Annotated in this window: 24 protein-coding genes; 11 read left to right on the top strand and 13 right to left on the bottom strand. The window is 68.2% G+C overall.

From position 1 onward, the window contains the following. Positions 1-49: 49 nt before the first annotated feature. Positions 50-1,111 carry a glycosyltransferase family 4 protein gene (locus EDC64_RS04465; protein ID WP_132030064.1) on the bottom strand — a complete coding sequence of 354 codons (1,062 nt, stop codon included), beginning with the start codon at positions 1,109-1,111 and terminating at the stop codon, positions 50-52. Between the two features lie 170 nt (positions 1,112-1,281). Between EDC64_RS04465 and EDC64_RS04460 the strand changes: the two genes are divergently transcribed. Beyond that, on the top strand, positions 1,282-1,980 hold the full coding sequence (locus EDC64_RS04460) for an orotate phosphoribosyltransferase (RefSeq protein WP_132030063.1): 699 nt from the start codon (positions 1,282-1,284) through the stop codon (positions 1,978-1,980). A gap of 9 nt (positions 1,981-1,989) precedes the next feature. Continuing rightward, a complete protein-coding gene (locus EDC64_RS04455) occupies positions 1,990-3,060 on the top strand; it encodes a quinone-dependent dihydroorotate dehydrogenase (protein WP_132030062.1) in 1,071 nt (356 codons plus the stop codon). Positions 3,061-3,072: 12 nt separating this feature from the next. Here EDC64_RS04455 and mscL read toward each other — a convergent pair whose 3' ends face one another. Continuing rightward, entirely contained in the window at positions 3,073-3,498 is a 426-nt protein-coding gene (gene mscL, locus EDC64_RS04450) for a large conductance mechanosensitive channel protein MscL (protein WP_132030061.1), read from the bottom strand. Between the two features lie 330 nt (positions 3,499-3,828). On the opposite strand from mscL, the gene fabA reads away from it, so the two are divergent. The 5 genes from fabA (at position 3,829) to EDC64_RS04425 (ending at position 9,691) form a co-directional block, all read left to right on the top strand. Next, on the top strand, positions 3,829-4,359 hold the full coding sequence (gene fabA, locus EDC64_RS04445; protein ID WP_132030409.1) for a 3-hydroxyacyl-[acyl-carrier-protein] dehydratase FabA: 531 nt from the start codon (positions 3,829-3,831) through the stop codon (positions 4,357-4,359). Positions 4,360-4,427: 68 nt separating this feature from the next. Further along, positions 4,428-5,645: a beta-ketoacyl-ACP synthase I gene (gene fabB, locus EDC64_RS04440; protein ID WP_132030060.1), complete on the top strand. Its 1,218-nt coding sequence runs from the start codon at positions 4,428-4,430 to the stop codon at positions 5,643-5,645. 109 nt (positions 5,646-5,754) lie between these two features. Continuing rightward, positions 5,755-6,606 (top strand): enoyl-ACP reductase FabI, encoded by an 852-nt coding sequence (fabI, locus tag EDC64_RS04435; protein ID WP_132030059.1) that lies wholly within the window; start codon positions 5,755-5,757, stop codon positions 6,604-6,606. Positions 6,607-6,802: 196 nt separating this feature from the next. Continuing rightward, the gene (locus EDC64_RS04430) at positions 6,803-7,576 is read left to right on the top strand and encodes a bestrophin-like domain (RefSeq protein ID WP_132030058.1); all 774 of its coding nucleotides are present in this window, start codon (positions 6,803-6,805) and stop codon (positions 7,574-7,576) included. A gap of 99 nt (positions 7,577-7,675) precedes the next feature. After that, positions 7,676-9,691 (top strand): methyl-accepting chemotaxis protein, encoded by a 2,016-nt coding sequence (locus EDC64_RS04425; RefSeq protein WP_132030057.1) that lies wholly within the window; start codon positions 7,676-7,678, stop codon positions 9,689-9,691. Positions 9,692-9,849: 158 nt separating this feature from the next. Here EDC64_RS04425 and pnp read toward each other — a convergent pair whose 3' ends face one another. The 8 genes from pnp to rimP all read right to left on the bottom strand — a co-directional run bounded on the left by pnp (position 9,850) and on the right by rimP (position 20,897). Continuing rightward, entirely contained in the window at positions 9,850-12,027 is a 2,178-nt protein-coding gene (gene pnp / locus EDC64_RS04420) for a polyribonucleotide nucleotidyltransferase (RefSeq protein ID WP_132030056.1), read from the bottom strand. 217 nt (positions 12,028-12,244) lie between these two features. Continuing rightward, positions 12,245-12,514 (bottom strand): 30S ribosomal protein S15, encoded by a 270-nt coding sequence (gene rpsO / locus EDC64_RS04415; RefSeq protein ID WP_132030055.1) that lies wholly within the window; start codon positions 12,512-12,514, stop codon positions 12,245-12,247. Between the two features lie 231 nt (positions 12,515-12,745). Further along, positions 12,746-13,786, bottom strand: coding sequence for a tRNA pseudouridine(55) synthase TruB (gene truB, locus EDC64_RS04410; protein ID WP_132030054.1), 1,041 nt, complete (start codon positions 13,784-13,786; stop codon positions 12,746-12,748). Continuing rightward, positions 13,783-14,202: a 30S ribosome-binding factor RbfA gene (rbfA, locus tag EDC64_RS04405; protein ID WP_132030053.1), complete on the bottom strand. Its 420-nt coding sequence runs from the start codon at positions 14,200-14,202 to the stop codon at positions 13,783-13,785. Before rbfA ends, truB begins: the two co-directional genes overlap by 4 nt. 142 nt (positions 14,203-14,344) lie before the next feature. Beyond that, positions 14,345-17,596, bottom strand: a complete 3,252-nt coding sequence (gene infB / locus EDC64_RS04400) for a translation initiation factor IF-2 (protein WP_132030052.1) — start codon at positions 17,594-17,596, stop codon at positions 14,345-14,347. Beyond that, positions 17,593-18,336 (bottom strand): RNA-binding protein, encoded by a 744-nt coding sequence (locus EDC64_RS04395; RefSeq protein ID WP_245504535.1) that lies wholly within the window; start codon positions 18,334-18,336, stop codon positions 17,593-17,595. Before EDC64_RS04395 ends, infB begins: the two co-directional genes overlap by 4 nt. A 21-nt stretch (positions 18,337-18,357) precedes the next feature. Next, positions 18,358-19,965 (bottom strand): transcription termination factor NusA, encoded by a 1,608-nt coding sequence (nusA, locus tag EDC64_RS04390; protein ID WP_132030051.1) that lies wholly within the window; start codon positions 19,963-19,965, stop codon positions 18,358-18,360. After that, entirely contained in the window at positions 19,965-20,897 is a 933-nt protein-coding gene (gene rimP, locus EDC64_RS04385) for a ribosome maturation factor RimP (protein WP_132030050.1), read from the bottom strand. Before rimP ends, nusA begins: the two co-directional genes overlap by 1 nt. A 348-nt stretch (positions 20,898-21,245) precedes the next feature. On the opposite strand from rimP, the gene EDC64_RS04380 reads away from it, so the two are divergent. From EDC64_RS04380 to EDC64_RS04370, 3 genes are all read left to right on the top strand, one after another. Then, entirely contained in the window at positions 21,246-21,980 is a 735-nt protein-coding gene (locus EDC64_RS04380) for a dienelactone hydrolase family protein (RefSeq protein ID WP_132030049.1), read from the top strand. A gap of 180 nt (positions 21,981-22,160) precedes the next feature. Next, positions 22,161-22,580: a hypothetical protein gene (locus EDC64_RS04375; protein WP_132030048.1), complete on the top strand. Its 420-nt coding sequence runs from the start codon at positions 22,161-22,163 to the stop codon at positions 22,578-22,580. Between the two features lie 40 nt (positions 22,581-22,620). Next, a complete protein-coding gene (locus EDC64_RS04370; RefSeq protein WP_245504534.1) occupies positions 22,621-23,226 on the top strand; it encodes an OmpA family protein in 606 nt (201 codons plus the stop codon). A gap of 69 nt (positions 23,227-23,295) precedes the next feature. Here the strand turns inward: EDC64_RS04370 and EDC64_RS04365 are convergent, their stop codons facing one another. Then, positions 23,296-23,745: a YbjN domain-containing protein gene (locus tag EDC64_RS04365; protein WP_165933635.1), complete on the bottom strand. Its 450-nt coding sequence runs from the start codon at positions 23,743-23,745 to the stop codon at positions 23,296-23,298. Between the two features lie 213 nt (positions 23,746-23,958). Here EDC64_RS04365 and croR point away from each other — a divergent pair, with 213 nt between their 5' ends. After that, positions 23,959-24,411, top strand: coding sequence for a 3-hydroxybutyryl-CoA dehydratase (gene croR / locus EDC64_RS04360; protein ID WP_132030045.1), 453 nt, complete (start codon positions 23,959-23,961; stop codon positions 24,409-24,411). A gap of 64 nt (positions 24,412-24,475) precedes the next feature. Here the strand turns inward: croR and EDC64_RS04355 are convergent, their stop codons facing one another. Both EDC64_RS04355 and EDC64_RS04350 read right to left on the bottom strand, forming a co-directional pair. Further along, positions 24,476-25,060, bottom strand: coding sequence for a cob(I)yrinic acid a,c-diamide adenosyltransferase (locus EDC64_RS04355; RefSeq protein WP_132030044.1), 585 nt, complete (start codon positions 25,058-25,060; stop codon positions 24,476-24,478). Between the two features lie 87 nt (positions 25,061-25,147). Further along, positions 25,148-25,342 (bottom strand): twin transmembrane helix small protein, encoded by a 195-nt coding sequence (locus EDC64_RS04350; RefSeq protein WP_132030043.1) that lies wholly within the window; start codon positions 25,340-25,342, stop codon positions 25,148-25,150. Positions 25,343-25,460: the final 118 nt, after the last annotated feature.

Here is a 25,460-nt window from a genome sequence, read left to right as displayed (position 1 = left end):
CGTAAGGGGAGCTGGAGTGGAGTCGCTCCGCGCCCGAAACATCGCCATGTCACGCATCCGGGCTTCCTCCCCGCGGCAGTTCGACGGACTCTCGACGCATTGCGATCGTCCGCCGATAAACGGCGAGAACGTCCGGCAGCCGGGTCGCGACCGCGAACCTCTCTTGGACGCGGCTCCAGGCGGCGTGCGACCATGCGGCGCGTTGGCTGGAAGTCCCGTCGGCCCAGGCGCAGACCGCCCGCTCCGCCGCGTGCAGATCACCCGGCGGAAACAGCCAGCCGTCCTCTCCGTCGCGGATCAGATCCGGCAGCGCGCCCACAGCGCTGGCTGCAACCGGCACGCCTTGAGCCATCGCCTCGATGGCCGCGAGCGGCAGCCCTTCGGCCCGTGACGGCATCAGCAGCAGGCCGACTTGCGGAAAAATCCGCCCTGGATCCGTTACCAGGCCGTGGAAACGGACCCAGGCGCCGTAGCGCGCCTCCAGATCGGGGCGCAGCGGACCGTCGCCGAACGCTGCGAAGGCGAGCCGCCCGGCGAAGCGCTCCGCCAGCGCGCAGAACAGATCCGGCCCCTTCTCCGGGCTGAAGCGGCCGACGAAGGCCACGGTGCGCGCGGCCGGCACCGGCGGCGGCGTGTCCGGCACCGGGACGAAATTGCCGATCACCGCCACCGGCTTCGGCAGGCGACGCGCGATCGGCGCGCTGACGGCGATCCGGGCACCGAGCCGGGCGGTGGCCTCGTCGAGCCGCTGGTAAAGCCAGACCGGAAACGGGCCGCGCTCGCCGGCATGAAAGGTGGAGACGCTGGGGATGCCGCAAAGCCGCGCGGCCAGCCGCCCCATTATACCGGCTTTGTAACCGTGGGTGTGCAGCAGCGCCGGACGTTCCGTCCGCAGCCGATGGCAAAGCGTCGAAAATCGGCCGTCCAGACTTTCGGCCGGGACGCCTGCCGCCTGCAGCTGGGCCATCCAGGGATTGCCGCCATGGTCCGCAAGAAGCACGACGCGGCACGGCCAGCCCGCCGCATCGAGTGCCCCCGCCAGCACCCGAACGTGAGTCTCGATGCCGCCGATTCCACTGGAATCGACGAGCTGCCAGATTTCTCCAGACACATGTCCTCCGCCGCCCGCTCTGAAGCGGACCGCCTGTTCGGCCGCCGTGAGTTTCGCCCTGACCGATTTAGGAAAGGTGAGGATGCTGCCGGCCGCGCGCGATTCTCCTGTGCCTTCGGCGCAGCTCTGTTATATCCGCCTGTCGGCAGTCCAAAGGGGTCGATCCGCATATGTCCAACGTCACGTCCTTCCCGGATCAGGCGACCATCGCCGAGCTGAGTGCACGCATGTTCGTGGAGGTGGAGGCAGTCCGCTTCTCGGAGGACACGCCGTTCATCTTCACCTCCGGATGGGCGAGCCCGGTCTATATCGACTGCCGGCGCCTGATTTCCTTCCCGCGCGTGCGCCAGACGCTGGTGGATTTCGGCCTCTCGACCATCTATCGCGAGATCGGCTTCGAGAAGTGCGACGCCGTCGCCGGCGGCGAGACCGCCGGCATTCCGTTCGCCGCATGGATCGCCGATCGGATGATGATTCCGATGCAGTATGTGCGCAAAAAGCCGAAGGGCTTCGGGCGGAACGCCCAGATCGAGGGGCATCTCGAACCCGGAACCCGGGTTCTCCTGGTCGAGGATCTCACCACGGATGGCCGCAGCAAGGTCAATTTCGTCCAGGCGCTGCGCAATGCCGGCGCCGAGTGCGGCCATTGTTTCGTATTTTTCTATTATGACATTTTCCCCGAAGCGAAGGAGATCCTCGCCTCCTCCGGGCTCCAATTGCACCGGCTGTGCACCTGGTGGGACATCCTTGCGGTCATCAAGACCATGGAACGCTTTTCGACCAAGCAGATCGACGAGATCGAAGCCTTCCTCCACGATCCCCATTCCTGGTCCAAGGCCCATGGCGGCGCCACCAGCATGACCGAGTAGCGCGCGACGATGGATCTGTACGCACTCGCTCGTCCGGCGCTCCGCCGCATCTCGCCGGAGACGGCCCATGGGCTCGCCGTGCGGGCCCTGAAGCTCGGCCTTCTCCCGCCGCCGCGCGAGCCGGACGACCCGCTTCTCGCCACCCGCCTGTGGGGCTGCGATTTTCCCAATCCGATCGGCCTCGCGGCGGGGTTCGACAAGCATGCGGAAGTGGTCGGTGCCTTGTTCGGTCTCGGCTTTGGCTTTGTCGAGGCGGGTTCGGTGACGCCGCTGCCGCAGCCCGGAAATCCGCGTCCGCGCCTCTTCCGCCTGGACGAGGATGCGGCGGTCATCAACCGATTCGGGTTCAATTCCGAAGGTCTCGCGCCGTTCGTGGCGCGCCTGGAACGGTGGCGGGCGTCCGGCGGGCGGGGGATCGTCGGGGTCAATCTCGGCAAGAACAAGCAGAGCACCGACGCGCAGGCGGATTACGCGACCGGCATCCGCGCAACGGCGCGGCTCGCCGATTATCTCGTCTGCAACCTCTCCTCTCCCAACACGCCGGGGCTTCGCGCGCTTCAGGCCCGGGCCGCCATGCAGGACCTCGTCGCGCACGCGATCGCGGTGCGGAACGCGGCGCAGCCGGGCAGCGCGCGCCCGACGCCGTTGCTGGTCAAAATCGCCCCCGACCTCGACGATGCCGGCCTCGAAGATGTTGCGGCGGTGGCACTGGCGAGCGGGATCGACGGGATCATCATCGGCAACACGACGCTTTCGCGCCCCCCGAGCCTGCGTAGCCGACACTGCGGGGAAGAGGGCGGGCTGTCCGGCCAGCCGCTCTATGGCCTGTCCACCGAGCGCCTGGGCGCCCTGTACCGGCTGGTGGGACGTCGGATTCCGCTGATCGGGTGCGGCGGGGTCTCCTCCGGCGCGGACGCCTATGGCAAGATCCGCGCCGGGGCCAGCCTGGTCCAGCTTTACTCGGCGCTGGTGTTTCACGGGCCGGGGCTCGTCGCCACCGTCAAGCGCGACCTCGCCGCCCGTCTCGCCGCCGACGGATTTCGCTCGCTGGACGACGCGGTCGGCATCGACCACCGGTGAGGCCGGCGCCGCTCAGGCGCCTTGGCCGTCGCGCTTTGCCAGAAGATCCCGGATCTCCGCCAGCAAGACCTCGCTGCGGCTCGGCGCCGCCGGTGGCTTCGCCGCCTCCTGGGCCTTCAAGGTCTGGATGCCCCGGACCAGGAAGAACAGGATCCACGCGACGATCAGGAAATTGATCGCGAGGGTGATGAAGTGGCCATAGGCGATGACCGCGCCCTGCTTCTTCGCGTCCGCCAGATTGTCGGCCGTCACCGCCGATGAGAGCGGAATGTAATGATTGGAAAAGTCGAGCCCGCCGGTGATCGCGCCGATGATCGGCATGAAAATGTCCGCCACGAGCGAGGACACGATATTGCCGAACGCGGCGCCGATGATGACACCGACTGCGAGGTCGACCACGTTGCCCCTCACGGCAAATTCGCGGAACTGTTTGAACATGGAGTCCACTCCTCTTTACGCGGCACGCCGGGTCCGACCCGCGTGCGGCCGGAGGATCGGGCGCGCGGCACCCTTCCGGCGCACCCCCAACGCGCCGGCATGGCTCAAGGTTGCCTCACCCCCGCGCGGCGCGCATCGGGCGGCTTGGGAATTGGGTGGGATTTTTCACGGCCGGCGGTCAGCCGTGACGCTTTCATGACTTTGAGCGCGCATCCGCCTATGTTAGGGAGTGCCGCGTTCGGAAGCGGGCGGCACCTCGGTTCGGCTGCGCTTCATCCTCGAACAGGACATGACATAGAGCCCATGGACAGCATGGTGGTACCAGCGACAATGGCGGAACGGCAGACCAGCTACGACTATGAGGCCCTGCTCGCCTGTGGGCGCGGAGAGCTTTTTGGCGCCGGCAATGCCCAATTGCCCCTGCCTCCCATGCTGATGTTCGACCGGATTTCCGAGATTTCCGAAGACGGCGGCCCTTATGGCAAGGGGATGGTCCGCGCCGAACTCGACGTGAATCCGGATCTCTGGTTCTTCGGCTGCCATTTCAAGGGCGATCCTGTCATGCCCGGCTGTCTGGGGCTCGACGCCATGTGGCAGATGGTCGGTTTTTTCCTGGGTTGGCTGGGTGCCCCGGGGCGCGGGCGCGCGCTCGGCCTCGGCGAGCTGAAATTTTCGGGCCAGGTCCTGCCGAATGTCCAGAAGGTGGTCTATGGGGTCGATTTCAAGCGCGTCATGCGCTCGAAACTCGTTCTCGGCATCGCCGATGGCTGGCTGTCCGCCGATGGAGAGATTATCTATCGCGCCAAGGATCTGAAGGTCGGGCTGTTCCAGGCGGACATGGCTCCCTCCGCGGGGGGCTGACCGCGGGACGGACAAGGCGGCGCCATCATCGCGCGCCATGGTGCGTTTTTTCACCTTGAGGAGGTGACATGCGGCGTGTCGTCGTCACCGGGATGGGCATCGTCTCGTCCATCGGAAATTCCACGCAGGAGGTTCTCGCCAGCTTGCGCGAGGCTAAGAGCGGCATTTCCTTCGCCACCGATTATGCCAATCTCGGCTTCCGCTCCCAGGTGCATGGCGCGCCGAGCCTCCATGCGGAAGAGGTCGTCGATCGCCGAGCCATGCGCTTCCATGGCGGGGGAACCGCCTGGAATCACGTCGCCATGGACCAGGCCATCCGCGATGCCGGCCTCGAACCTCACGAGATTTCCAACGAGCGCACCGGGTTGGTGATGGGCTCCGGCGGATCCTCCACCAGGACCATCGTCGAGGCGGCCGACATCGCCCGCACCAAGGGACCCAAGCGCGTCGGACCGTTCGCGGTGCCGAAGGCGATGGCCTCGACGGCGTCGGCCACGCTGTCGACCTGGTTCAAGATCAAGGGGCTGAGCTATTCCATTTCGGCCGCCTGCGCGACCACGAACATCTGCATCGGCAATGCCTATGAGCAGATCCTGTACGGCAAGCAGGACCGCGTTTTCGCCGGCGGCTGCGAGGATCTGGACTGGACTTTGTCGGTGCTGTTCGACGGCATGGGTGCCATGTCCTCCGGCTATAACGACCGGCCGGAAGTGGCCTCGCGCGCCTATGACAAGGACCGCGACGGCTTTGTGATTTCCGGGGGTGCCGGCGTGCTGGTGCTGGAGGATCTGGAGGTGGCGAAGGCCCGCGGCGCGCGCATCTATGCCGAAATTGCCGGCTACGGTGTCTCTTCCGACGGCGCAGACATGGTCGCACCGTCGGGAGAGGGCGCCGAGCGCGCCATGAAGCTGGCCATAGCCGGCATCAAGGCGCCGATCGACTATATCAATCCGCACGCCACATCGACGCCGATCGGCGATCTGAAGGAAATCGAGGCGATCCGGGCCGTCTTCGGTGCGAAGTGTCCGCCGATCTCGGCCACCAAGTCGCTGACCGGTCACTCCCAGGGGGCCACCGGCGTGCACGAGGCCGTCTATTCCATCCTGATGATGCAGAACGGCTTCATCACCCAGAGCGCCAATATCGACGAGATCGATCCCGCGTTCGCGGACATGCCCATCGTGCGCGAGCGCATCGACAATGTGGCGCTCGGCCATGTGCTTTCAAACGGCTTCGGTTTCGGCGGCGCCAATGCTTGCCTGGTGCTGAAGCACCTGGACGCCTGATCGCAGGCCGCCGGCTCGGGATCCGTCGCGGATCGTAACGACGCCGAGGTGGCGCGGTCCGGGAAGGTCTGCTATCGCCGCATGCGGCTGGTGATGAAGGATGGTCGGCATGCGGGATGTCATGAAGGGCAAGCGCGGCCTGGTTATGGGCGTGGCGAACGACCATTCGATCGCCTGGGGCATCGCCAAGGTTCTCGCCGGCCAGGGGGCCGAGCTGGCCTTCACCTATCAGGGCGAAGGCATGGCCAAGCGCGTGCGCCCCTTGGCCGCCGGGCTCGGCGCGTCGCTGGTTTTGCCGTGCGACGTCGAGGATCTCGCCAGTGTGGATGAGGTGTTTCGCCGGCTTAAGGACGCCTGGGGCGGCATTGACTTCCTCGTCCACGCCGTCGCCTTCTCCGACAAATCGGAGCTGAAGGGGCGCTACGCCGACACCACCCGCGAGAATTTCTCGCGCACGATGGTGATTTCCTGCTTCTCCTTCACCGAAGTGGCGAAGCGTGCGGCGGCGCTGATGAATGCGGGCGGGGCCATGATCACGCTCACTTATGGCGGATCCACCCGCGTTATGCCCAATTACAATGTGATGGGCGTCGCCAAGGCCGCGCTGGAGGCGAGCGTGCGCTATCTGGCGGCGGATTACGGGCCGGCCGGGGTGCGGGTGAACGCCATTTCCGCCGGCCCGGTCCGCACATTGGCAGGGGCCGGCATCGCCGATGCGCGCCTCATGTTCAATTACCAGAAGCGCCACGCGCCGCTGCGGCGCACCGTCACCATCGAGGAGGTGGGCGGCTCGGCGCTCTATCTCCTGTCGGACCTTTCCCTGGGGGTGACCGGCGAAATCCATTTCGTCGACAGCGGCTACAACATCATTTCGATGCCGCATCCCGACGTCCTGAAGACCCAGGAAGACGCGGAAGCCAAGCTCGACCACGGGACGCATCCCGCCAAAGCGGCGGAATAAGCGTCCGCCTTCCGCCCGTGACGGCGCTCGGATGAGGGCCGAAACCGGTCTGTTCCGGCCCTATCTCGCGCCGTAACACGGCATCTACCGGCATTGTTTCGAAAACGGTACGCTTTGCGCGGCGACGCTTGCGGTCGGGGGCAGCGCGCCTTCTCCCCTCGGCGCGAGATCGCCGTGTTGCGTTCGGGGGCTTGGCATGGACACCTGGGTCATCGCGATCAGTTCGTTCGGCGGCATGTTCGGCGGCGGCCTCGCCGCCATCTTCATCGCGCGGGGGCTCGCCGCGCATCACGTGTCGGCCAAGACCCAGGATACGGTGAAGCTGGGGGTGGGGATGGTGGCCGCGATGGCCTCGCTGATCCTCGGCCTGATGACGGCGTCGGTGAAGGGCAATTTCGACCAGACCGACAAGGACGTTCACACCTATGCCCTGAACATCCAGTCGCTGGCGGTGGACCTGCACCATTATGGGCCGCCGGCCTGCCATGCCCAGGTCCTGCTCGGCGATTATACCCGGGCCGTGGTGCGGGAGACCTGGCCCGACGGCCCGGACCTTCCCGCCCGGGCCTCGCAGGCGCGATCCGGCGAGATCCTTCTTCTGATCGACACGATCGTGCGCAATTTCACGCCCGACACCCCCATTCTCCAAGAGGTGCGCAGTGCGGCGATGGGCGATCTGCGGTCCATCCTGACGACGCGGTGGACGGTCAGCGAAGACGCGATCACCGTGGTCCCGACGGCCTTCATCGTGGTGCTGGTGGTCTGGCTGAGCCTGATTTTCGTCAGTTTCGGGCTGTTCGCGCCGCCCAACCGGGTGGTTGTCATTTCCTTCTTCCTGTGCGCGATCTCGATTGCCGGCGCGCTGTTCCTGATCATGGAGATGAGCGGCCCGTTCGACGGCATGATCAAGGTGCAGCCGAAGCCGATGGTCCAGGTGATCCAGTCCATCGACGACAATGGCTGCAAATGACCCGCCGTGACCCGCCGACCGCTCCGAGGAAAGTCCCGCGCAAGCCTGCCATGACGTGATCGTCTCCCGAAAGCTGCTGTCAGCCGGGAGAGACATGGAATGCGTATCGGGATCGGGCTGAAACTCGGGATCGCCTCGGCGGCCCTGGTCCTGTTGTCGGCCGGCGTGATCGTCAGCCGCCAGGTCGCGATGGCGCGGATCGAGGCGGCCGCGGCGGACACGCGGCGGCAAGCGGACATCCTGAAGGAAGCCGAAGCGGTCAGCACGCTGCTCGGCCGGATCCGGCTCGATGCCGGCGAGATGCGGCTTTCCTTCGCCAGCCTGGACAATGCCGGCCTGATGAAGCGGATCTCCGAGGACAATGCCGCGGCGCAAGCCGGGCTCGACCGCCTGATCGCCCTCGAAAGCCATGAGGATGACCGGCAGGAATTCCTGGCTCTGAAGGCCAAGCTCGACGCGATCCTCGCGGCCACCACCGAGATCCATGCGTCCCAGATCGCCCAGCTCGACGCCGTCGACACCCGCCCGGCGCTGCGCATGCGCAGCCGGGCTCTGTTCTCGACCCTGGTGCGCGACCTCGAAAATGCCGGCATGAAGGACGCCGCGCGCCAGATGGACTCTCTGGAGCCGCTGCTCGACCAGCTCAACCTCGCCTCCGCTTTGTTCCTGACCGAGGCCGATCCCAAGCAGATCACCCTGATCACCGTCATCCAGGACACCGGCGACAAGACCCTGGCGGCGCTCGAGGAGAAGGTCGCGGACGACCACACCCTGAGCGACACGCTGGCCCGCGCCCGCAAGACGTTCAACGGCTATGCGAATTCCATCAGAGCCGGCATCGCCGAGGTGAAAAAGCGCGATCAGATCGTGGCGGCGCGCAGCATCCCCATGATGCGCACCGCCGCGGAGATGCTGCATATGGTGACGCAAGCCAGCGCCGATCAATTGGCGGAAGCCGAGACCCAGTCGACCGAAGCGCTGCGGAGCGGGATGCTTCAGATTCTCGCCTTCTCGCTCGTGGCGATCCTGGCCGCCGTCGCGGCCGGCGCCTATTCGGTGTTCGGCGTCGCCCGCCCGGTGCGCCGGATCACGGAGGCCATGGCGCAGGTGTCGGGCGGCGATCTCGCCGCCGCTATTCCCTATGCGGCGCGCGGCGACGAAATCGGCGACCAGGCCCGCGCCCTCACCGTGTTCCGCGACGGGCTCGCCGAAGCCGACCGCCAGCGTGCGGCCCGGCAGGCGGAAGCGGCCGAGGCGGAGCACCGCCGCAAGGCGGAGATGCACGCCCTCGCCGACCAGTTCGAGGCGGCCGTCGGCGCGGTGGTGGAGACCGTCGCCGCGGCGGCCGGCGAGCTGGAACTGGCCTCGAAGACGCTCAATTCCACCGCCGAGGAAACCACGGCGCAGGCCGGCGCGGTGACGTCCGCCGCCCAGCTCGCCACCACCAATGTGCAGGCGGTGGCCGCCGCCATCGAGGAATTGTCCGCCTCGGCGCGGGAGATCGGCCAGCGGCTCCAGGACTCGACCCGGATGACCGAGCGCGCCGTGACCGAAGTGGACGGAACCAACGGCCAGATGGGCGATCTGCGCCGCTCGGCCGAGCAGATCGGCGCCGTCGTCGGCCTGATCGACACCATCGCCGGACAGACCAACCTGCTCGCCCTCAACGCCACGATCGAATCCGCCCGCGCCGGAGAGGCCGGCCGGGGCTTCGCCGTGGTGGCGCAGGAGGTGAAGGACCTCGCCGGCCAGACCGCGAAGGCGACCGCCGATATTTCGAGCCGCATCTCCGGCATTCAGGACTCCACCGGCGAGGTGCTCGGCACCATTACCGGCTTCAGCCAGACCATCGGCGAACTGCGCGCGGGCGCGACCGCGATCGCCGCGGCGATGGAGGAGCAGAATGCCACGACCCTGGAAGTCGCCCGGCGGATCCAGTCCGCGGCGAGCGGGGCCAACGAGGTCACGGCCAACATTGCCGGCGTGGAGCGCGCGGCACAGGCCTCGTCCACCGCCGCCCTCCAAGTCCTCTCCTCGGCGGCCGACCTGTCGCGACAGGCCGACGCTTTGCGCGGCCAGGTCCGCAGCTTCGTCGCGACGGTGCGCGCGGCGTGAGGACCCGATCGGGTCGAACCACCGGGACCCGTGAGCCCGTATCCAGGGCCTGATCCCTCTCGGGCTCTAACATTTTTGAGAGAACGCCAAAAAAAGAGGCGGCCGAAAAGGCCGCCTCGATCTTCTGGAGGGGGCCGGGGCGAGGCCCCGGCCGGGCCTCACTCGGCGGCGCCGGCCTCGTTCGCGCCGTCGCGGGGCGCGTCACGCTCGGCCTTGTGCTTGGCTTCGAGATCCTCGCCGGTGGTCTGGTCGACCACCTTCATGGACAGGCGGGTCTTGCCGCGCTCGTCGAAGCCCATCAGCTTCACCTTCACCTTGTCGCCTTCCTTGACCACGTCGGACGATTTGGCGACGCGATCCTGGGCGAGCTGGGAAATGTGGACCAGGCCGTCCTTGGAGCCGAAGAAGTTCACGAAGGCGCCGAAATCCACCACCTTGACGACGGTGCCGTCATAGATCTGTCCGACCTCGGGCTCCGAGGCGATGGACTTGATCCAATTGATGGCGGCCTTGATCGCGTCGCCATTGGCGGAGGCGATCTTGATCGTGCCGTCGTCCTCGATGTTGATCTTGGCGCCGGTCTTCTCGACGATCTCGCGGATCACCTTGCCGCCGGACCCGATCACTTCGCGGATCTTGTCGACCGCGATCTTCATCACCTCGATGCGCGGGGCGTGCTCGCCCAGCTCGGCGCGGGCGGAGGTCAGGGCCTTCGCCATCTCGCCGAGAATATGGGCGCGGCCGTCCTTCGCCTGGGTGAGGGCGACCTGCATGATCTCCTCGGTGATGCCGGCGATCTTGATGTCCATCTGGAGCGAGGTGACGCCCTGCTCCGTGCCGGCCACCTTGAAGTCCATGTCGCCGAGATGGTCCTCGTCGCCGAGAATGTCGGACAGGACGGCGAACCTCTCGCCCTCCAGGATCAGGCCCATGGCGATGCCCGCCACCGGGCGGCGCAGCGGCACGCCGGCATCCATCAGCGCCAGGGAGGTGCCGCAGACGGTGGCCATCGAGGAGGAGCCGTTGGATTCGAGGATCTCCGACACCACGCGCAGGGTGTAGGGGAATTCGTGCTTCAGCGGCAGCATGGGATGGATCGCGCGCCAGGCGAGCTTGCCATGGCCGATCTCGCGGCGGCCGGGCGACCCCATGCGGCCGGTCTCGCCCACCGAGAAGGGCGGGAAATTGTAGTGCAGCAGGAAGTTTTCCTTATAGGTGCCTTCCAGGCTGTCGATGAACTGCTCGTCCTCGCCGGTGCCCAAGGTCGCGACCACGAGGGCCTGCGTCTCGCCGCGGGTGAACAGCGCGGAGCCGTGGGCGCGCGGCAGGACGCCGACTTCCGAGACGATCGGGCGGACGGTCTTCACGTCGCGGCCGTCGATGCGGATGCCCTCGTCGAGGATCGCCCAGCGGACGATCTTCGCCTCCAGGCCCTTCAGCACTTCGGAGACGATCTGCGGGTTGGGGGCCGCCTGGCCCTCCACCGCGAGGCCTTCGAAATACTTCTTCACCTTGGACTTGGCGGCGCCGACCGCCTCGTAGCGGGCCTGCTTCTGGCGGATCTTGTAGGCGGCGCGCAGGTCCGCCTCGGCGATCTCGCGGATCTTCGATTCCAGCGCGGAATGGTCCGCCGGCTCGAACGCGCGCGGCTCCTTCGCGGCCTTTTCAGCGAGGCGGATGATCGCCTCGATCACCGGCTGGAAGTGGCGGTGGCCGAACATGACCGCGCCGAGCATGATCTCCTCGGGCAGTTCCTTGGCCTCGGACTCGACCATGAGGACGGCGTCGGCGGTGCCGGCGACGACCAGGTCGAGCGAGCTTTCCTTCACTTCGTCGACGGTCGGGTTCAGGACATACTCGTCACCGATGAAGCCGACGCGCGCGCCGCCCACCGGGCCCATGAAGGGCACGCCGGACAAGGTCAAAGCGGCCGAGGAGGCCACCAGCGCGACGATGTCGGGATCGTTTTCGAGATCGTGCGAGAGCACGGTGACGACGACCTGGGTCTCGTTCTTGTAGCCGTCGGCGAACAGCGGGCGGATCGGCCGGTCGATCAGGCGGGAGACCAAAGTCTCCTTTTCGGAGGGACGGCCCTCCCGCTTGAAATAGCCGCCCGGGATGCGGCCGGCGGCATAGGTCTTTTCCTGATAGTTCACGGTCAGGGGGAAGAAGTCCTGGCCCGGCTTCGCCTCGCGCGCCGACACGACGGTCGCGAGCACGGTGGTGTCGCCATAGGTGGCCAGGACGGAGCCGTCGGCCTGACGCGCCATCTTGCCGGTCTCGAGGACGAGGGTGCGACCGCCCCAATCGAGCTCCTCGCGATGAATGTCGAACATTGGATGTCTCTCTCTTTCGTTCAACGAAGCGGGAGAGCCATGAGCAAGACGGCCGGACGCACCGCGCGTCCGCTGCCCGTTTTCGGGGCGCGTACGACGGCTGCGTCCGGCGATCCTGCCATGACTTTCCCTGGGCTTCGCGTACCCGCGGCGAGCCCCATGCCCGCCGCGTCTGCGCCGCCGGACCGGCGGCGCGCCCGATGCGCTTTCGTCTCGGTCAGCGGCGCAGGCCGAGCCGCTCGATGAGCGACTTGTAGCGCGCCTCGTCCTTGCGCTTCAGGTAATCGAGCAGGCTCCGGCGCTGGGAGACCAGCTTCAGAAGCCCGCGCCTGGAGTGGTTGTCCTTGTTATGGGACTTGAAATGCTCGGTCAGGTTCGAGATCCGCTCGGAGAGGATGGCAACCTGAACCTCGGGCGAACCGGTATCGCCGGACTTCGCGCCATATTCCGTAATGAGCGCCTGCTTGCGCTCGATCGTGATCGACATCGGGACTTCCTTTCGAAATGGAGTGATATAGGGCGTCCGGCGCCGCTCGCGCGTGATGCGGGAACAGTGCGGAGGATCGCCTGCCCCATCGGCCGGGCCGGGATGTCGTCCAGCGCGGTCGAAAATGGGGACTTGCGAACAAACGGACTTGGCCGGAAGCGGGATCGACCCCGGAACCGGCCGGCGCACCATACACGAAACCGCGCGGCGCGCCAGGGGATTGTCCGCGCCTCAGCCGGCGCGGCGCAAGGGTTTCGGGGCGCCGGCGCGGGACCAGTTGAACACCCGGTGGGGCCGCACCTCGCCCCCCGCGGCGTCGCCGATGGCGATCAGCGCACCCTGGCAGGTGATCGAGACATGGCCGTCGAGGATCGGCGCGTCCCGGCCGCGCAGAATGATGTTCTGGCCGCAGCGCAGGCGGTGCGCGTCGGAGGGCGTGACGGAGAGGCCGACCAGATCCTCGAGGGCGCAGGCGACGCCTTCGAGCGCCTCGAACAGCTCGGCATCGCCGGCCTCGGCACGGGTGCTCAGCGCCTCGACGCCGACCAGATTCTCTTCCAGGAACGGACCGACCGCGGTGCGCCGGAGCGCGCAGACATGGCCGCACGTGCCGAGCAGCCGGCCGAGATCGCGCGCGATGGCGCGGACATAGGTGCCCTTGCCGCACTCGGCTTCGAGCACCGCATGGTCGCGATCCGGGCGGGCGACGAGTTCGAGGCGGTGGATGGTCACGGGCCGCGCCTCGAGCGTGACGACCGCGCCTTCGCGGGCGAGGTCATAGGCGCGGTTGCCGTCGATCTTCAGCGCCGAATAGGCCGGCGGCACCTGGAGCACCTCGCCGAGAAAGCCGGCCAGCGCGGCGCGGATCTCGGCATCTTCGGGGCGCAGGTCGCTGGTCGCGACCGGGCGCCCCTCGGCATCGTCGGTGTCCATCTCGGCGCCGAAGCGCACGGTGAAGCGATAGGTCTTGCGCCCGTCCATCACGTAGGGAACGGTCTTGGTGGCCTCGCCGAGGGCGATCGGCAGGCAGCCGGAGGCGAGCGGATCGAGCGTGCCGGCATGGCCGGCCTTCTTGGCCGCGAACAGCCGTTTGACCACCGCGACCGCCTGGGTCGAGGTCATGCCGGACGGCTTGTCGAGCAGAACCCACCCGTCGACGTCGCGGCGGGGCACGCGCGGGCGCTGCACCCGGCTCTCATCGTTCCGCGCCCCGGGAAGGGGCTGCGGTTCGGCCGGCCGGTCGTCCCGGACCTCGTCTTCGGTGCGCATCATTGGTCCGTTTCAGTCTCGCCGGGGCCGGCAGAAAGATCGCGCGCCACCTCGGGCGAGCGCAGCAAGGCGTCGATGTGCCGGGCTTCCTCGAACGAGGTGTCTTCGAGGAAGCGCAGGTCCGGCACCGATTTCAATTCCACCCGCCGGGCCACCTCGGCGCGCAGCATGCGGGCATTGGCGGCCAGCGCCTTGATCACCGGGCGCAGGTCCTTGCCGCCGAGCGGCATGACGTAGCAGGTGGCGATCTTGAGGTCCGGCGACATGCGGACTTCGGGCACCGTGATCATGTGGCCGGCCAGGACCGGATCGAGATGGTCGCCGCGCGACAGCACGTCGGCGAGGGCATGGCGCACCAGTTCGCCGACGCGCAGCTGGCGCTGGCTCGGGCCGCTGCCCGGCTTGTTCTGTTGTCTCATGGTCTTTCGGCGACGCCCGCGCGCCGCCTCTCCTTGCACGATGCCCGGCGGGATCGGACCGCGGGACTCCTGAATGATTGCGGCGGACCGCCGCCCGGAGCAGGCTCCGGGGGCGTCCGTCCGCACGAGGGGTGCGCGCGTCTTACAGCGAGCGCTGGATCACTTCCACGCGGTAGCACTCGATCACGTCGCCGGCCCGCATGTCCTGGTAGTTCTCGAAGGACATGCCGCATTCCTGGCCCGCCAGAACCGTGTTCACGGAATCCTTGAAGCGGTTCAGGGTCGCGAGCTTGCCTTCGTGGATCACGACATTGTCGCGGATGAGGCGGACATGCTGGCCGCGTTCCACGATGCCGTCGGTGACCCGGCAGCCCGCCACCTTGCCGACCTTGGAGACCGCGAAGATCTCCAGGATGAGCGCATTGCCGAGCATCGTCTCGCGATTGATGGGGGCGAGCAGGCCGCTCATGGCCTTCTTCACGTCGTCCACCAGGTCGTAGATGATGTTGTAATAGCGGATCTCGATGCCCGCGCGCTCGGCGGCGTCGCGCGCCTCCTTGTTGGCGCGGACATTGAAGGCGATGATCGCGGCGCCGGAGGTCTCCGCCAGCGTGACGTCGCTCTCATTGATGCCGCCGGCGCCGGAATGGATGATCCGGGCCTGGACCTCGTCATTGCCGACCTTCTCCAGCGCGCCGATGATCGCTTCCACCGAGCCCGAGACGTCGCCCTTGATGATGAGCGGGAATTCCTTGCGGCCCGAGGAACGGACCTGGCTCATCATCTGCTCCAGCGAGCCGCGGATGGTGGCGGACCGGGCCGCCGCCTTCTCGCGCTTCTGGCGCTGGCGATAGTCGGTAATCTCGCGGGCGCGGGCTTCGCTCTCGACCACCGCGAGCCGGTCGCCGGCCTCCGGCGTCGAATTGAAGCCCAGCACCTCGACCGGGAAGGACGGCCCGGCCTCGGTGGTGTTCGCGCCGGTGTCGGTGATGAGGGCGCGCACGCGGCCCCATTCCGCACCCGCCACGACGATGTCGCCGATATGCAGCGTGCCGCGCTGGACCAGGACGGTCGCAACCGGGCCGCGTCCGCGATCGAGCTTGGCCTCGATGACCGTGCCTTCGGCGGGACGATCCGGATTGGCCGTCAGATCGAGCAGTTCCGACTGCAGCGCGATCGCCTCGAGCAGCTTGTCGAGATTGATCTGCTTGGTCGCCGAGACCTCGACCTCGAGCGTCTCGCCGCCCATGGTCTCGACCTGCACCTCGTATTGGAGCAGTTCGGAGCGCACCCGCTCGGGCTTGGCGTCGGCCTTGTCGATTTTGTTGATCGCGACGATCATCGGCACCTTCGCCGCGCGGGCGTGGTTGATGGCCTCGATCGTCTGCGGCATCACGCCGTCATCGGCCGCGACCACCAGCACCACGATGTCCGTCACCTTGGCGCCGCGGGCGCGCATGGCGGTGAACGCCGCATGGCCGGGCGTGTCGATGAAGGTGATCTTGCTGCCGGACGGTGCCGTCACCTGATAGGCGCCGATATGCTGGGTGATGCCACCGGCTTCGCCGGACACCACGTTCGCCTTGCGGATCGCGTCGAGCAGCGAGGTCTTGCCGTGGTCGACATGGCCCATAATGGTGACGACGGACGGACGGGGACGCATCGTCTCCGGCGCGTCGGCGACGTCGAACAGGCCCTCTTCCACGTCGGATTCCGACACGCGGCGCACCGTATGGCCGAATTCCTCGGCGATGATCTCCGCGGTGTCCGCGTCGATCACGTCGGTGATCTTCAGCATCTGGCCCTGCTTCATCAGCAGGCGGATGACGTCCACGCCCCGCTCCGACATGCGGTTGGCGAGTTCCTGGATGGTGATGGTCTCGGGCAGGATGACTTCGCGGAGGACCTTCTCCTTGCTCTCCGTCGTCCGATGGCCGGTCATGCGCTGCGTGCGGCGGCGGAACGAGGCGACCGAACGCTGGCGCTCCTCGTCGGTCGACAGCGCATTCGTCAAGGTGAGACGGCCGCGGCTGCGCTCTGCTGCACCCGGGGCCTTCGGCAGCTTGACCGGGGCGACGGGACGCGGCGGGGTGGCGCCGCGGCGGACGGGACGGCGCTCCTCATCCTCCCCCTCGGTCGTCGTACCCGGCGTCGCGCCGGCCGGACGCGGGGTCAGCGGACGCGGTGCGGCGGCACCGGCCGCGGTGCGCGCCCCGGCGCCCTGCTCTTCGCCGAAGCGCTTGCGCGCCTCCTGCTCGGCCTTGCGCTTGCTTTCGTCGTCATGCGCGCGGCGGCTTTCCTCGTCGCGCTTGCGCGCCTCGGCGGCCTCGCGTTCGGCGCGTTCGGCCCGCTCGCGCTCGGCGCGGCGGCGTGCCTCTTCCTCGGCGATGCGCCGCTCTTCCGCCATCCGGCGTTCTTCGACTTCGCGGACCCGCGCATCGGCCAAGGCGCTGGCGCGGGCGACCCGCTCCTCCTCGGTCAAAGTGCGGAGCACCACGCCGGAACCCGACGGACGGTTTGACCCGGGGCGGGCGGCGGGGCCGCCGCCGCGGCGATCCTGGTCGCGGCTCTGGCCGCCGCGGTCGTTGCGGTCCTGGCCCGGACGCTGCGGGGCGCCGGAGCGCTGCGGACCCGAAGAGGGACCGCCGGACCGATGGGGCGCGCCGGAGCCCTGCCGGGGCGCGCCGCCGGAGGGGCCGGAGCGCGACGGAGCGGACGCGCCGCCCGCCGGCCGCGCCGGCGCGGCCGGAGCCGGACGCGTCGCCGGGGCGGCGCTGGCGGGGGCCGGTGAGGCAGGTGCAGCGGCCGCGACCGGCGCCGGTGCTTCGGCCGGGGCCGGCGGGGAAACCGGTTCGGCGGCAGTCGGAGTGGCGGCGGGAGCAGGTACGGGCGGGGCGGCCGGCGCGGCGGCCGCAGGCGGGGTCACCGCCACCTTGGCCGCGACCGGCGGCGCGGCGGGCCTCGGCGCCTCGGCGACCGCAGGGGTCGCGGGGACAGCAGGAGTCGCAGGGACAGCGGGAGTCGCAGGGACGGCAGGGGTCGCAGGGACAGCAGGCGGCGCCGTCACCGGCGCGCCGACCGTCGTCTTGGCCTCGACGGGCGCAGGAGCCGGCGCGGCGGCACGGGGCGCCGGCACAGCGGCGGCCGGGCTGACCGTCGAACCTGCCGCCGGAGTTGCAGGCGGAGTTGCAGGCGGAGTTGCAGGCGTACTCGCCGGCGCGGCCTCGCCCGGCGCGAACACGCGCCGCTTCACCTTCTCCACCACAACCGCCTTCGAGCGGCCATGACTGAAGCTCTGGCGAACCGTCCCCTGCTCCACCGGGCGCTTGAGGGTCAGCGTCTTGCCGGGGGCGGGATGGAGCGTCTTGTCGCCGGGGGTCTTGGTGTCGTTCATTCCTGGTCCGTTCCTGGCATCCGTTCGGGTCGCGGGCATGGCCGATCGTGCGTACCGGCGGACGTTTCCATCCGCCAGCGCTCCAGCCTTCGGCAGCGCGCGAGAAATCCTGCGGTCGTCGGATGCGCGATCAGCGCAGCGTGTACCACATTTGACCGTCCGAGCGCCAAGTCCAATTCAACGCCCGTAAAACAGTCGATGACAGCCACGTCGCCCCTGCGTGCCGGCGGTTCGCCGTCGGGGCCCGTGGCCTGTGCTCGGCGGGCGGCCCCGTCGAGCTTGCGCACCCCGTCGGGGCGCGCATCGGCGGCATGCATCAGCACGGCCGCCTGTCCGGAAAAAAGTGCCGCCTCGACCTTGGCGGTGCCGGTCACGACCCGGCCGGCTTTGTTGGCGATCGAGAGGGCGGCGCGCGCATCCGCGACCAGCCGGGCCTCCACGAGATCGGGAAGATCCTCCCGCGTCGTCCCCTTGCCGCGGAACGCGCGGCCGAAGGCCTTGCGCTTCAGGGCGGTCGCGAGGGCCGCGCGGGTGGCGGTCACCCAGGCGCCGCGCCCGGGAAGATTACGCGCGAGATCCGGAATGACGGCGCCGTCCGGCGCCACCACATAGCGGATCATCTCCGCCACCGGCGTGACGGTGCGGGTGGCGAGGCAAAGACGTGCCAGCGGCGCGCGCACGGACGCAAGCCCGCGCGGCCCCCCATCGGTCTCCTCTGCCTCTACCACCTGCTCCAGCACGCCGGGTCATCTCCCCGTCTCTCAAGCCGGGCTGTCTTCGGCGGGCGCATCCTCGTCGGCGTCGTTCGCCACGAGGTCGTCCTCCGAAAGCCAGCCGGCTGTAACACGCGCCCGCATAACGAGCTGCTCCGCGCCCTCCCGATCAATCTCGAACCCGTCGAGCGCGCCGGGATAGCGCACCGTCTCCCCGTCCTTGCGTTCGCTCCAGCCGACCAGATCGTCGGTGGCGCATCCGGCCAGGTCCTCGACGGATTTGATGTCGCTCTTGCCGAACGCCACCAGCATGGCGGTCGTCACGCCCGGCACGTCCTTCAGGTCATCCGCGACACCCAGCGCCTTGCGCTCTTCGTCCAGCGCCTCCTCGACATCGGCGAGGTGCTTCAGCGCGCGGGCCTGGAGCTCGCCGGCGGTCTCCTCGTCGAAGCCTTCGATCATCGCAAGCTCGTTCAGCGGCACATAGGCGATCTCCTCGACCGAGGTGAAGCCTTCCGAGGTCAGGAGCTGGCCCATCATCTCGTCGAGATCGAGCGCTTCGGCGAACATCTTGGTGCGCTCGGCGAATTCCTTCTGGCGCCGCTCGCTTTCCTCCTGCTCGGTCATGATGTCGATGTCCCAGCCGGTGAGCTGGGAGGCGAGCCGCACATTCTGACCGCGCCGGCCGATCGCCAGCGAGAGCTGGGCGTCCGGGACCACGACTTCGATGCGCTCGCGATCCTCGTCGAGCACCACCTTGACCACTTCGGCCGGGGCGAGCGCGTTGACGATGAACGTCGCGATATCCGGGTTCCAGGGAATGATGTCGATCTTCTCGCCCTGCAGTTCGTTCACCACCGCCTGGACGCGCGAGCCGCGCATGCCGACGCAGGCGCCGACCGGGTCGACCGAGCTGTCCCGCGAAATGACGGCGATCTTGGCGCGCGAGCCCGGATCGCGGGCTACCGCCTTGATCTCGACGATGCCGTCATAGATTTCCGGCACCTCCTGATAGAACAGCTTCGACATGAATTGCGGATGGGTCCGCGACAGGAAGATCTGCGGGCCGCGCGGTTCGCGCCGCACGTCGTAGATATAAGCGCGGATGCGGTCGCCGACCTTCACGGTCTCGCGCGGCAGAAGCTCGTCGCGCCGCAGGATGGCTTCGCCGCGGCCGAGATCCACGACCACGTTGCCATATTCGACGCGCTTGACGGCACCGTTGATGATCTCGCCGATGCGGTCCTTGTATTCGTCATATTGCCGGTCGCGCTCGGCCTCGCGCACCTTCTGGACGATGACCTGCTTGGCGGACTGCGCCGCGATGCGGCCGAAATCGAACGGCGGCAGGGTGTCGGCGATGATGTCGCCGACCTGCGCCGCGGGATTGTGGCGCCGGGCGCCGTCGAGATTGATCTCGGTCGCGAAATTGTCGACCTCGTCGACCACGAGGAGATGGCGGGCGAGACGCAATTCGCCGGTCCGCGGATTGATCTCCGCATGGATGTCCGTCTCCTGGCCGTAGCGCGAGCGCGCGGCCTTGGCGATCGCATCCTCCATCGCGGCGATGACGATGCTGCGATCGATCGTCTTTTCGCGCGCGACTGCATCCGCGATCTGCAGCAATTCCAGCCGGTTTGCGCTGACGGCAACCATCAGTGCGTCTCCTTCGCTTTGCCGGCCCGCGCCTTGCGGGTGGCGAGATTCGTTGTTTCGAGGTCGGCTTCCTCGCTGGCGGAGCGGCGGAATTTTCCGCCGCGCTCGGGCGCGGGCGCCAGAGCCTTCTCCGCCTTGGCGGCCTTGCGGGCCGCCCTGTCGGTCTTGGCCTGCGCGCGCTCCGCGGCTTTCTTGCGGCCGGCGCGCGCGGCATTCGCGGCATCGCGCGCGGCCTTGTCGCCGTCCGAGTCGACATCGTCGGTGTCGAAATCGTCCAGATCGGCCTCGTCGGCATCGCCGTCGAGGCCGCGCAGGGCCGCCTTCGCCTGACGCAGAGCAAGGGTGATGAGGGCGTCGGTCAGGACCAGCTTCGCCTCGCCGATATCGCCGACCGGCAAGGCGACGACAGGATCTTCGCCGGCGGGCGCATCGAGACGCTTGAGCATGGCCTCCGACCCCTCGGCGCCGACGAGGATGCCGCGAAACCGCTTGCGGCCCGCGAGCGGCACCGCCATCTCGACCTTCACTTCATGGCCGGCCCAGCGCAGGAAGTCCGAGAACCGCACCAGGGGACGGTCGATGCCCGGAGACGACATTTCCAGCCGATACGCGCCGGAAACTGGATCCTCCACGTCGAGGATCGGCGAGATGGCGCGCGAGGCCGCCTCGCAATCGTCGATCGACATCGTGCCGTCCGGCCGCTCGGCCATGATCTGCACGGTCCCGCCGTCGCGGCTCGACACCTTGACGCGAACCAGCCGGTAGCCGAGATCCGCCACGACCGGCTCGACGATGGCGGCAATGCGCGCCGCCACCCCGGTCTCGGTGATGAGACGGGGCTCGCGGGGATCGCTCTCCAGGATCTGGGTGCGGTCCTGCGTGGACGGGCGGTCCGAGGCTTTGCCCGCCTCGGCGTCGAACGTGTCGCTCATATCCCTCCGGGACTGACGGGGCGCCGGACCGGGTCCGGGCGCAGTGAAATCTGGTCTCGAACCCATTGCGCGCCCGATGGGACGCGACACGCGCAGCGGCGGAGATTCCGCATAAGCGAAAAAGGAGCGGGTCCCGGGCGGGCCCCACTCTCATCACCTTCGACTGCGATGGCTCTGAGGTATCCCCAATAGGGACAGCGGCAATATAGCGGAAATGCGCGCAGATGCAAGGGTCGCGATCGCGCCGGGATGATATCGGCCGACGCTCCGGCCGCGCGGTGGGCGCCCTTGCGCGTCGCATCGCTCCGCTGGCACAAGCCCAGGAGGCCCAGAGGGATCGGAACCGACATGCCGTTCGAACAGATCACGCTCACTTTGGCGGACGGGCGCTGCGCGGCGCTCCTCGCGCGTCCCGCCACGCCGCGCCCGGGCCATCCGGGGGTCATCCTCTATATGGATGCGTTCGGCCTTCGGCCCGCCCTCGGCGCCATGGCCGAGCGGCTGGCGGACAATGGCTATGCCGTCCTCGTGCCCGACCTCTATTACCGCGTGGCGGATCACGGCGCGTTCGACGCCAAGACCGCCTTCCAGGTCGAGGAGACGCGGGTCCGGCTGCGCGCGCTCATGGCGCAGACGCCGCCGGCATTGACCGAGCAGGACGGGCCCGCCTTCATCGCCGCCCTCACCGAGGCCGGCGCGCGCGGACCGCTCGGCGCAGTCGGCTATTGCATGGGCGGCGGCCGGGCGGTGGTCGCGGCGGCCGCCTTCCCGGACCGCATCGCCGCCGCCGCCAGCTTCCATGGCGGCAATCTCGCCACGGAGGCGCCCGACAGCCCGCATCTGCGGGCGGCCGCCATCACAGCCCGCCTCTATGTCGGCAGCGCCGGCATCGACGCCGGCTTCCCGCCCGACCAGTCGGCACGCCTCGCCGAGGCCCTGCGCAGCGCCGAGGTCGACCACATCATCGAGAATTATGCCGGCATGGCGCATGGATGGGCGGTTCCCGACCATCGGGTGCACGATCGCGCCGGCGCGGCGCGGCATTGGACGCGGCTGCTCACTTTGTTCGACGAGTGCCTGTGACCCCCGGCGGGGCGGTGCGCGGCCCCGCCGGACTCCCGTGCGCGATGCCGTTGCGGCACCGCGTGCCTTAACCTAACGGCCTGATTCTTTGCGTTTCTGCGCGCGATCCCGCGCAGCTAAGGTTTGACGCGGCTTTACGGTCTGGTAAGCCTGTCCTCACCACCGGGAAGGGAGGATATGATGAGGGGCTTTAGAATTCTGCTGGCGGCTGGGCTGCTGGCGGCCTCGGCGGTCGCGGCCGAGGCGCAGACCATGAGTTATGGTCAGGCCGGCGCTCTCCTCGCGAAGAGCTGCGGACCGGACATCAACAAGCTGTGCCCGACCGTGAATCTTGGCAATGGCGCGCTGAAGGCGTGCATGGATTCCAAGATCTCGCAGGTCAGCCAGAAGTGTCAGGCCGACTACGCCATGGCGATCGCCTCGATCGCCAAGCGGGACGCCGCGCAGGACGCGATCGCGCACATCTGCAACGCCGACGCCGCCCGCCTCTGCCCCGGCATGATCCCCCAGGACGGCAATCTCCTGTCTTGCCTGCTGCAGGCCACGAAGGTGGTGTCTGCGTCGTGCAACCAGGCGATCACCGATGCCGGCTATCGTTGATTTCCGCCCCACCCGAAACGCAAAAGGAAGGACGACACAGATGACGTCGCCTCTGATCCGCTTCGCGCTGGCGGCTTCGCTCGCGCTCTCCGCGGCACCCGCTCTGGCGCAGACCTCGCTCTCCGACTCGCAGATCCTGCAGGGCCTCCAGGGCCTCACGGACAGCGCGCCGACCATGACCGCCCAGCAGATGCGCAACATGGTGCAGCAGCACATGTCGCAATATCCCGGCGAGGCGCTGACCCGCCCGTCGCTGGCGCTCAATCTCGACAAGCTGCCGCAGATCAACGTGCAGATTCAGTTCCGGCTGAACTCGTCGATCATCGAGCCGTCGTCCTACGGGACGCTCGGGTCGATCGCCGACGCGATGCACAACCCGGTCCTGCACGGCTACAAGTTCGTCGTCACCGGCAATACCGACGTCACCGGGCCGCGCGACTTCAACCTGAAGCTCAGCCAGGCCCGCGCCGACGCCGTGGTGAACGCGCTGGTCACGGTGTTCAACGTCAATGCCAGCCGGCTCGAAGCCGTCGGCCTCGGCGAGGAAGTGCTGCTCGACCCGAAGAAGCCGACCGATCCGATCAACCGCCGGGTCCAGATCTTCACCATCGGCCGCATGGGTCCTCCCCCGCAGCCGATCCGCTGATCCGAACCGGATGTCCCCATCCCTCACGCATGCGGGGGATGGGTCCGGTCCGCGCCGCGAAATGCGGTGTCAGTTGGCCGCGGCCGGGGTCGCCGCGGCCGGCGAAAGGCGTGCGGCTTCCTCGCGCAGCGCCGAGATCAGCTCGTTCAGCAGCTGGTTCCACAGTTCGAGCGTCACCGCCAGATACCCGTCCTGCACGCCGGTTCCGAGGATGACGTCCATCTCCATATTGAGCAGGCCGTCGCGCGTGTGCAGGCGGGCAAAGCGGCGTCCGCGATTCCAGTCGGAGCAGATGTCCTCCAGCGACAGGCCTTCGAGGCGGAAGCTCGTGAAATAGGTGAAGTCGTGATAGGCGCCCTTGGCGCCGTTGCCGAGCACCAGGTGGAACACGACACCGCTCGTCGCGCTCTTCAGAGCCTCGCGTCCGCCGGTCCAGTCGACCTTCTCGGCCCGAAACCCTCTGTCGTTCAGCACTGCGGCGAGACTATCTGCCGTCACCGTGCGGATCCCCGAATCCATATCCATCTCCCCTGCCCGGACTTGGCCACGGGCGGCCGTCCCACCCGCGCGAAATATGGCGGTCGGGCGGGCGCAAGCTACAAGCGGGCCGGCAAGGTGTAAACCGGATCCGGTGCGCGCGCCCGTTCGGACAGTTTTCGCCAGGGCCGGTCTTGAAACCGCCCCCGCTTCCCGGGCTTATGCTCTGCCACCCGTCTTTGTCCGGAGCGCGCCATGCTGCCTGAACTTCGCGTCCTGCATTTCGAGGATCTCACGCTCGGCCTCGCGGAAGAGCTCCGCAAGACCATCGCCGCCTCGGATGTGGTCGGTTTTGCGGAGGTCACGGGCGACCGCAATCCGATCCATCTGTCCGAGCATTTCGCGGCCAAGACCCCGTTCGGCCACCGCATCGCCCACGGCCTCTATACGGCGAGCCTGATCTCGGCCGTGCTCGGCACGCGCTTGCCGGGACCGGGCGCGATCTATATCTCGCAGACGCTGAATTTCCGCGCGCCGGTCAAGATCGGCGACGAAGTGGTGGTGCGGGTGGAGGTGGCGGAACTGGTGGCCGAGCGGCGCCGCGCGCGGCTCGCCTGCACCTGCTCGGTCGGGGGCGAGGTGGTGCTGGACGGCGAGGCCTGGATCAAGGTGCCGACCCGCCAGGAAAGCGCCACCCCGCCGATCTGAAGCCCCGGCCTGACGCACCGGTCCCGGCGGACCGCCGGACCCGCGCCGATGCGGCAATCGGAGGCTATCGGTTGGCGCCGGGCACCCAGAGCACGTCGCCGGCGCCCTGCGCATTCACGTAGCGGCTCGCGACGAACAGCAGGTCCGACACCCGGTTCACATAACGGATCGCGTCGGCGCCGACGATCTCGCCCGCCACCTGCGACAAGGCCACCATCTGGCGCTCGGCGCGGCGTGCGACGGTGCGCGCCTGATGCAGGAAGGCGGCGGCCGGTTCGCCGCCGGGCAGTACGAAGGAGCGGAGCGGGGCGAGGTCGGCATTGAACCGGTCGATGTCGGCCTCGATCCGCGCGACCTGGGACGCCACGATGCGCAGCGCCTCATAGGCCGGCGGCGGCGCGCCCGGCCGGTCCGGCGTGGCGAGGTCGGCGCCGAGGTCGAACAGGTCGTTCTGCACCCGCCCCAGCACCCGGTCCAGATCGGGCAGATGGGCGAGATGCAGCCGGGCGATGCCGATCGCGGCATTCGCCTCGTCCACCGTGCCATAGGCCTCGACCCGCAGATCGTGCTTGGCCACGCGCTCGCCGCTGCCGAGCCCGGTCGTGCCGTCGTCGCCGGTGCGGGTATAAATCTTGTTCAACTTGACCACGGTCGCCCCTTCCCGCTCCCCGTCCCGCCGCGCGCCCCACGCCGCCCTTCGGCGGCGGGCGATGGCGAACGCGGTCGATTTCCGCCGTCAGCTGCCCATGAAATAGATCGTCACCATGACCAGCACGATCGCCAGGAATTGAAACAGCACGCGCATCTGCATGAGCTTCTGGGACCGCGCGGGCGAGCCGCCCGAGGCGAGATTGACGAGGCCGAGGATCAGCACACCGCCGACGATCGCCAAGGCGATGGGGATCAGGAGATAGATCGTCCAGGACATCATGGGCGCACCTTGTTCCGAAGGGCGGACTGCGTCAATTCGGCCGAATCCGCGCACCCGCCGGAAGGCGCCGTGCCGCAGCCACGCCATCCGTCCGCGCACGGGCTTGCGCTTGTTACGC

The sequence above is a fragment of the Aquabacter spiritensis genome, assembly GCF_004346185.1.
Taxonomy (GTDB): Bacteria; Pseudomonadota; Alphaproteobacteria; order Rhizobiales; family Xanthobacteraceae; genus Aquabacter; species Aquabacter spiritensis.
Note: the sequence above shows the minus strand (reverse complement) of the source record. Positions and strands in the feature narration are given on the sequence as shown.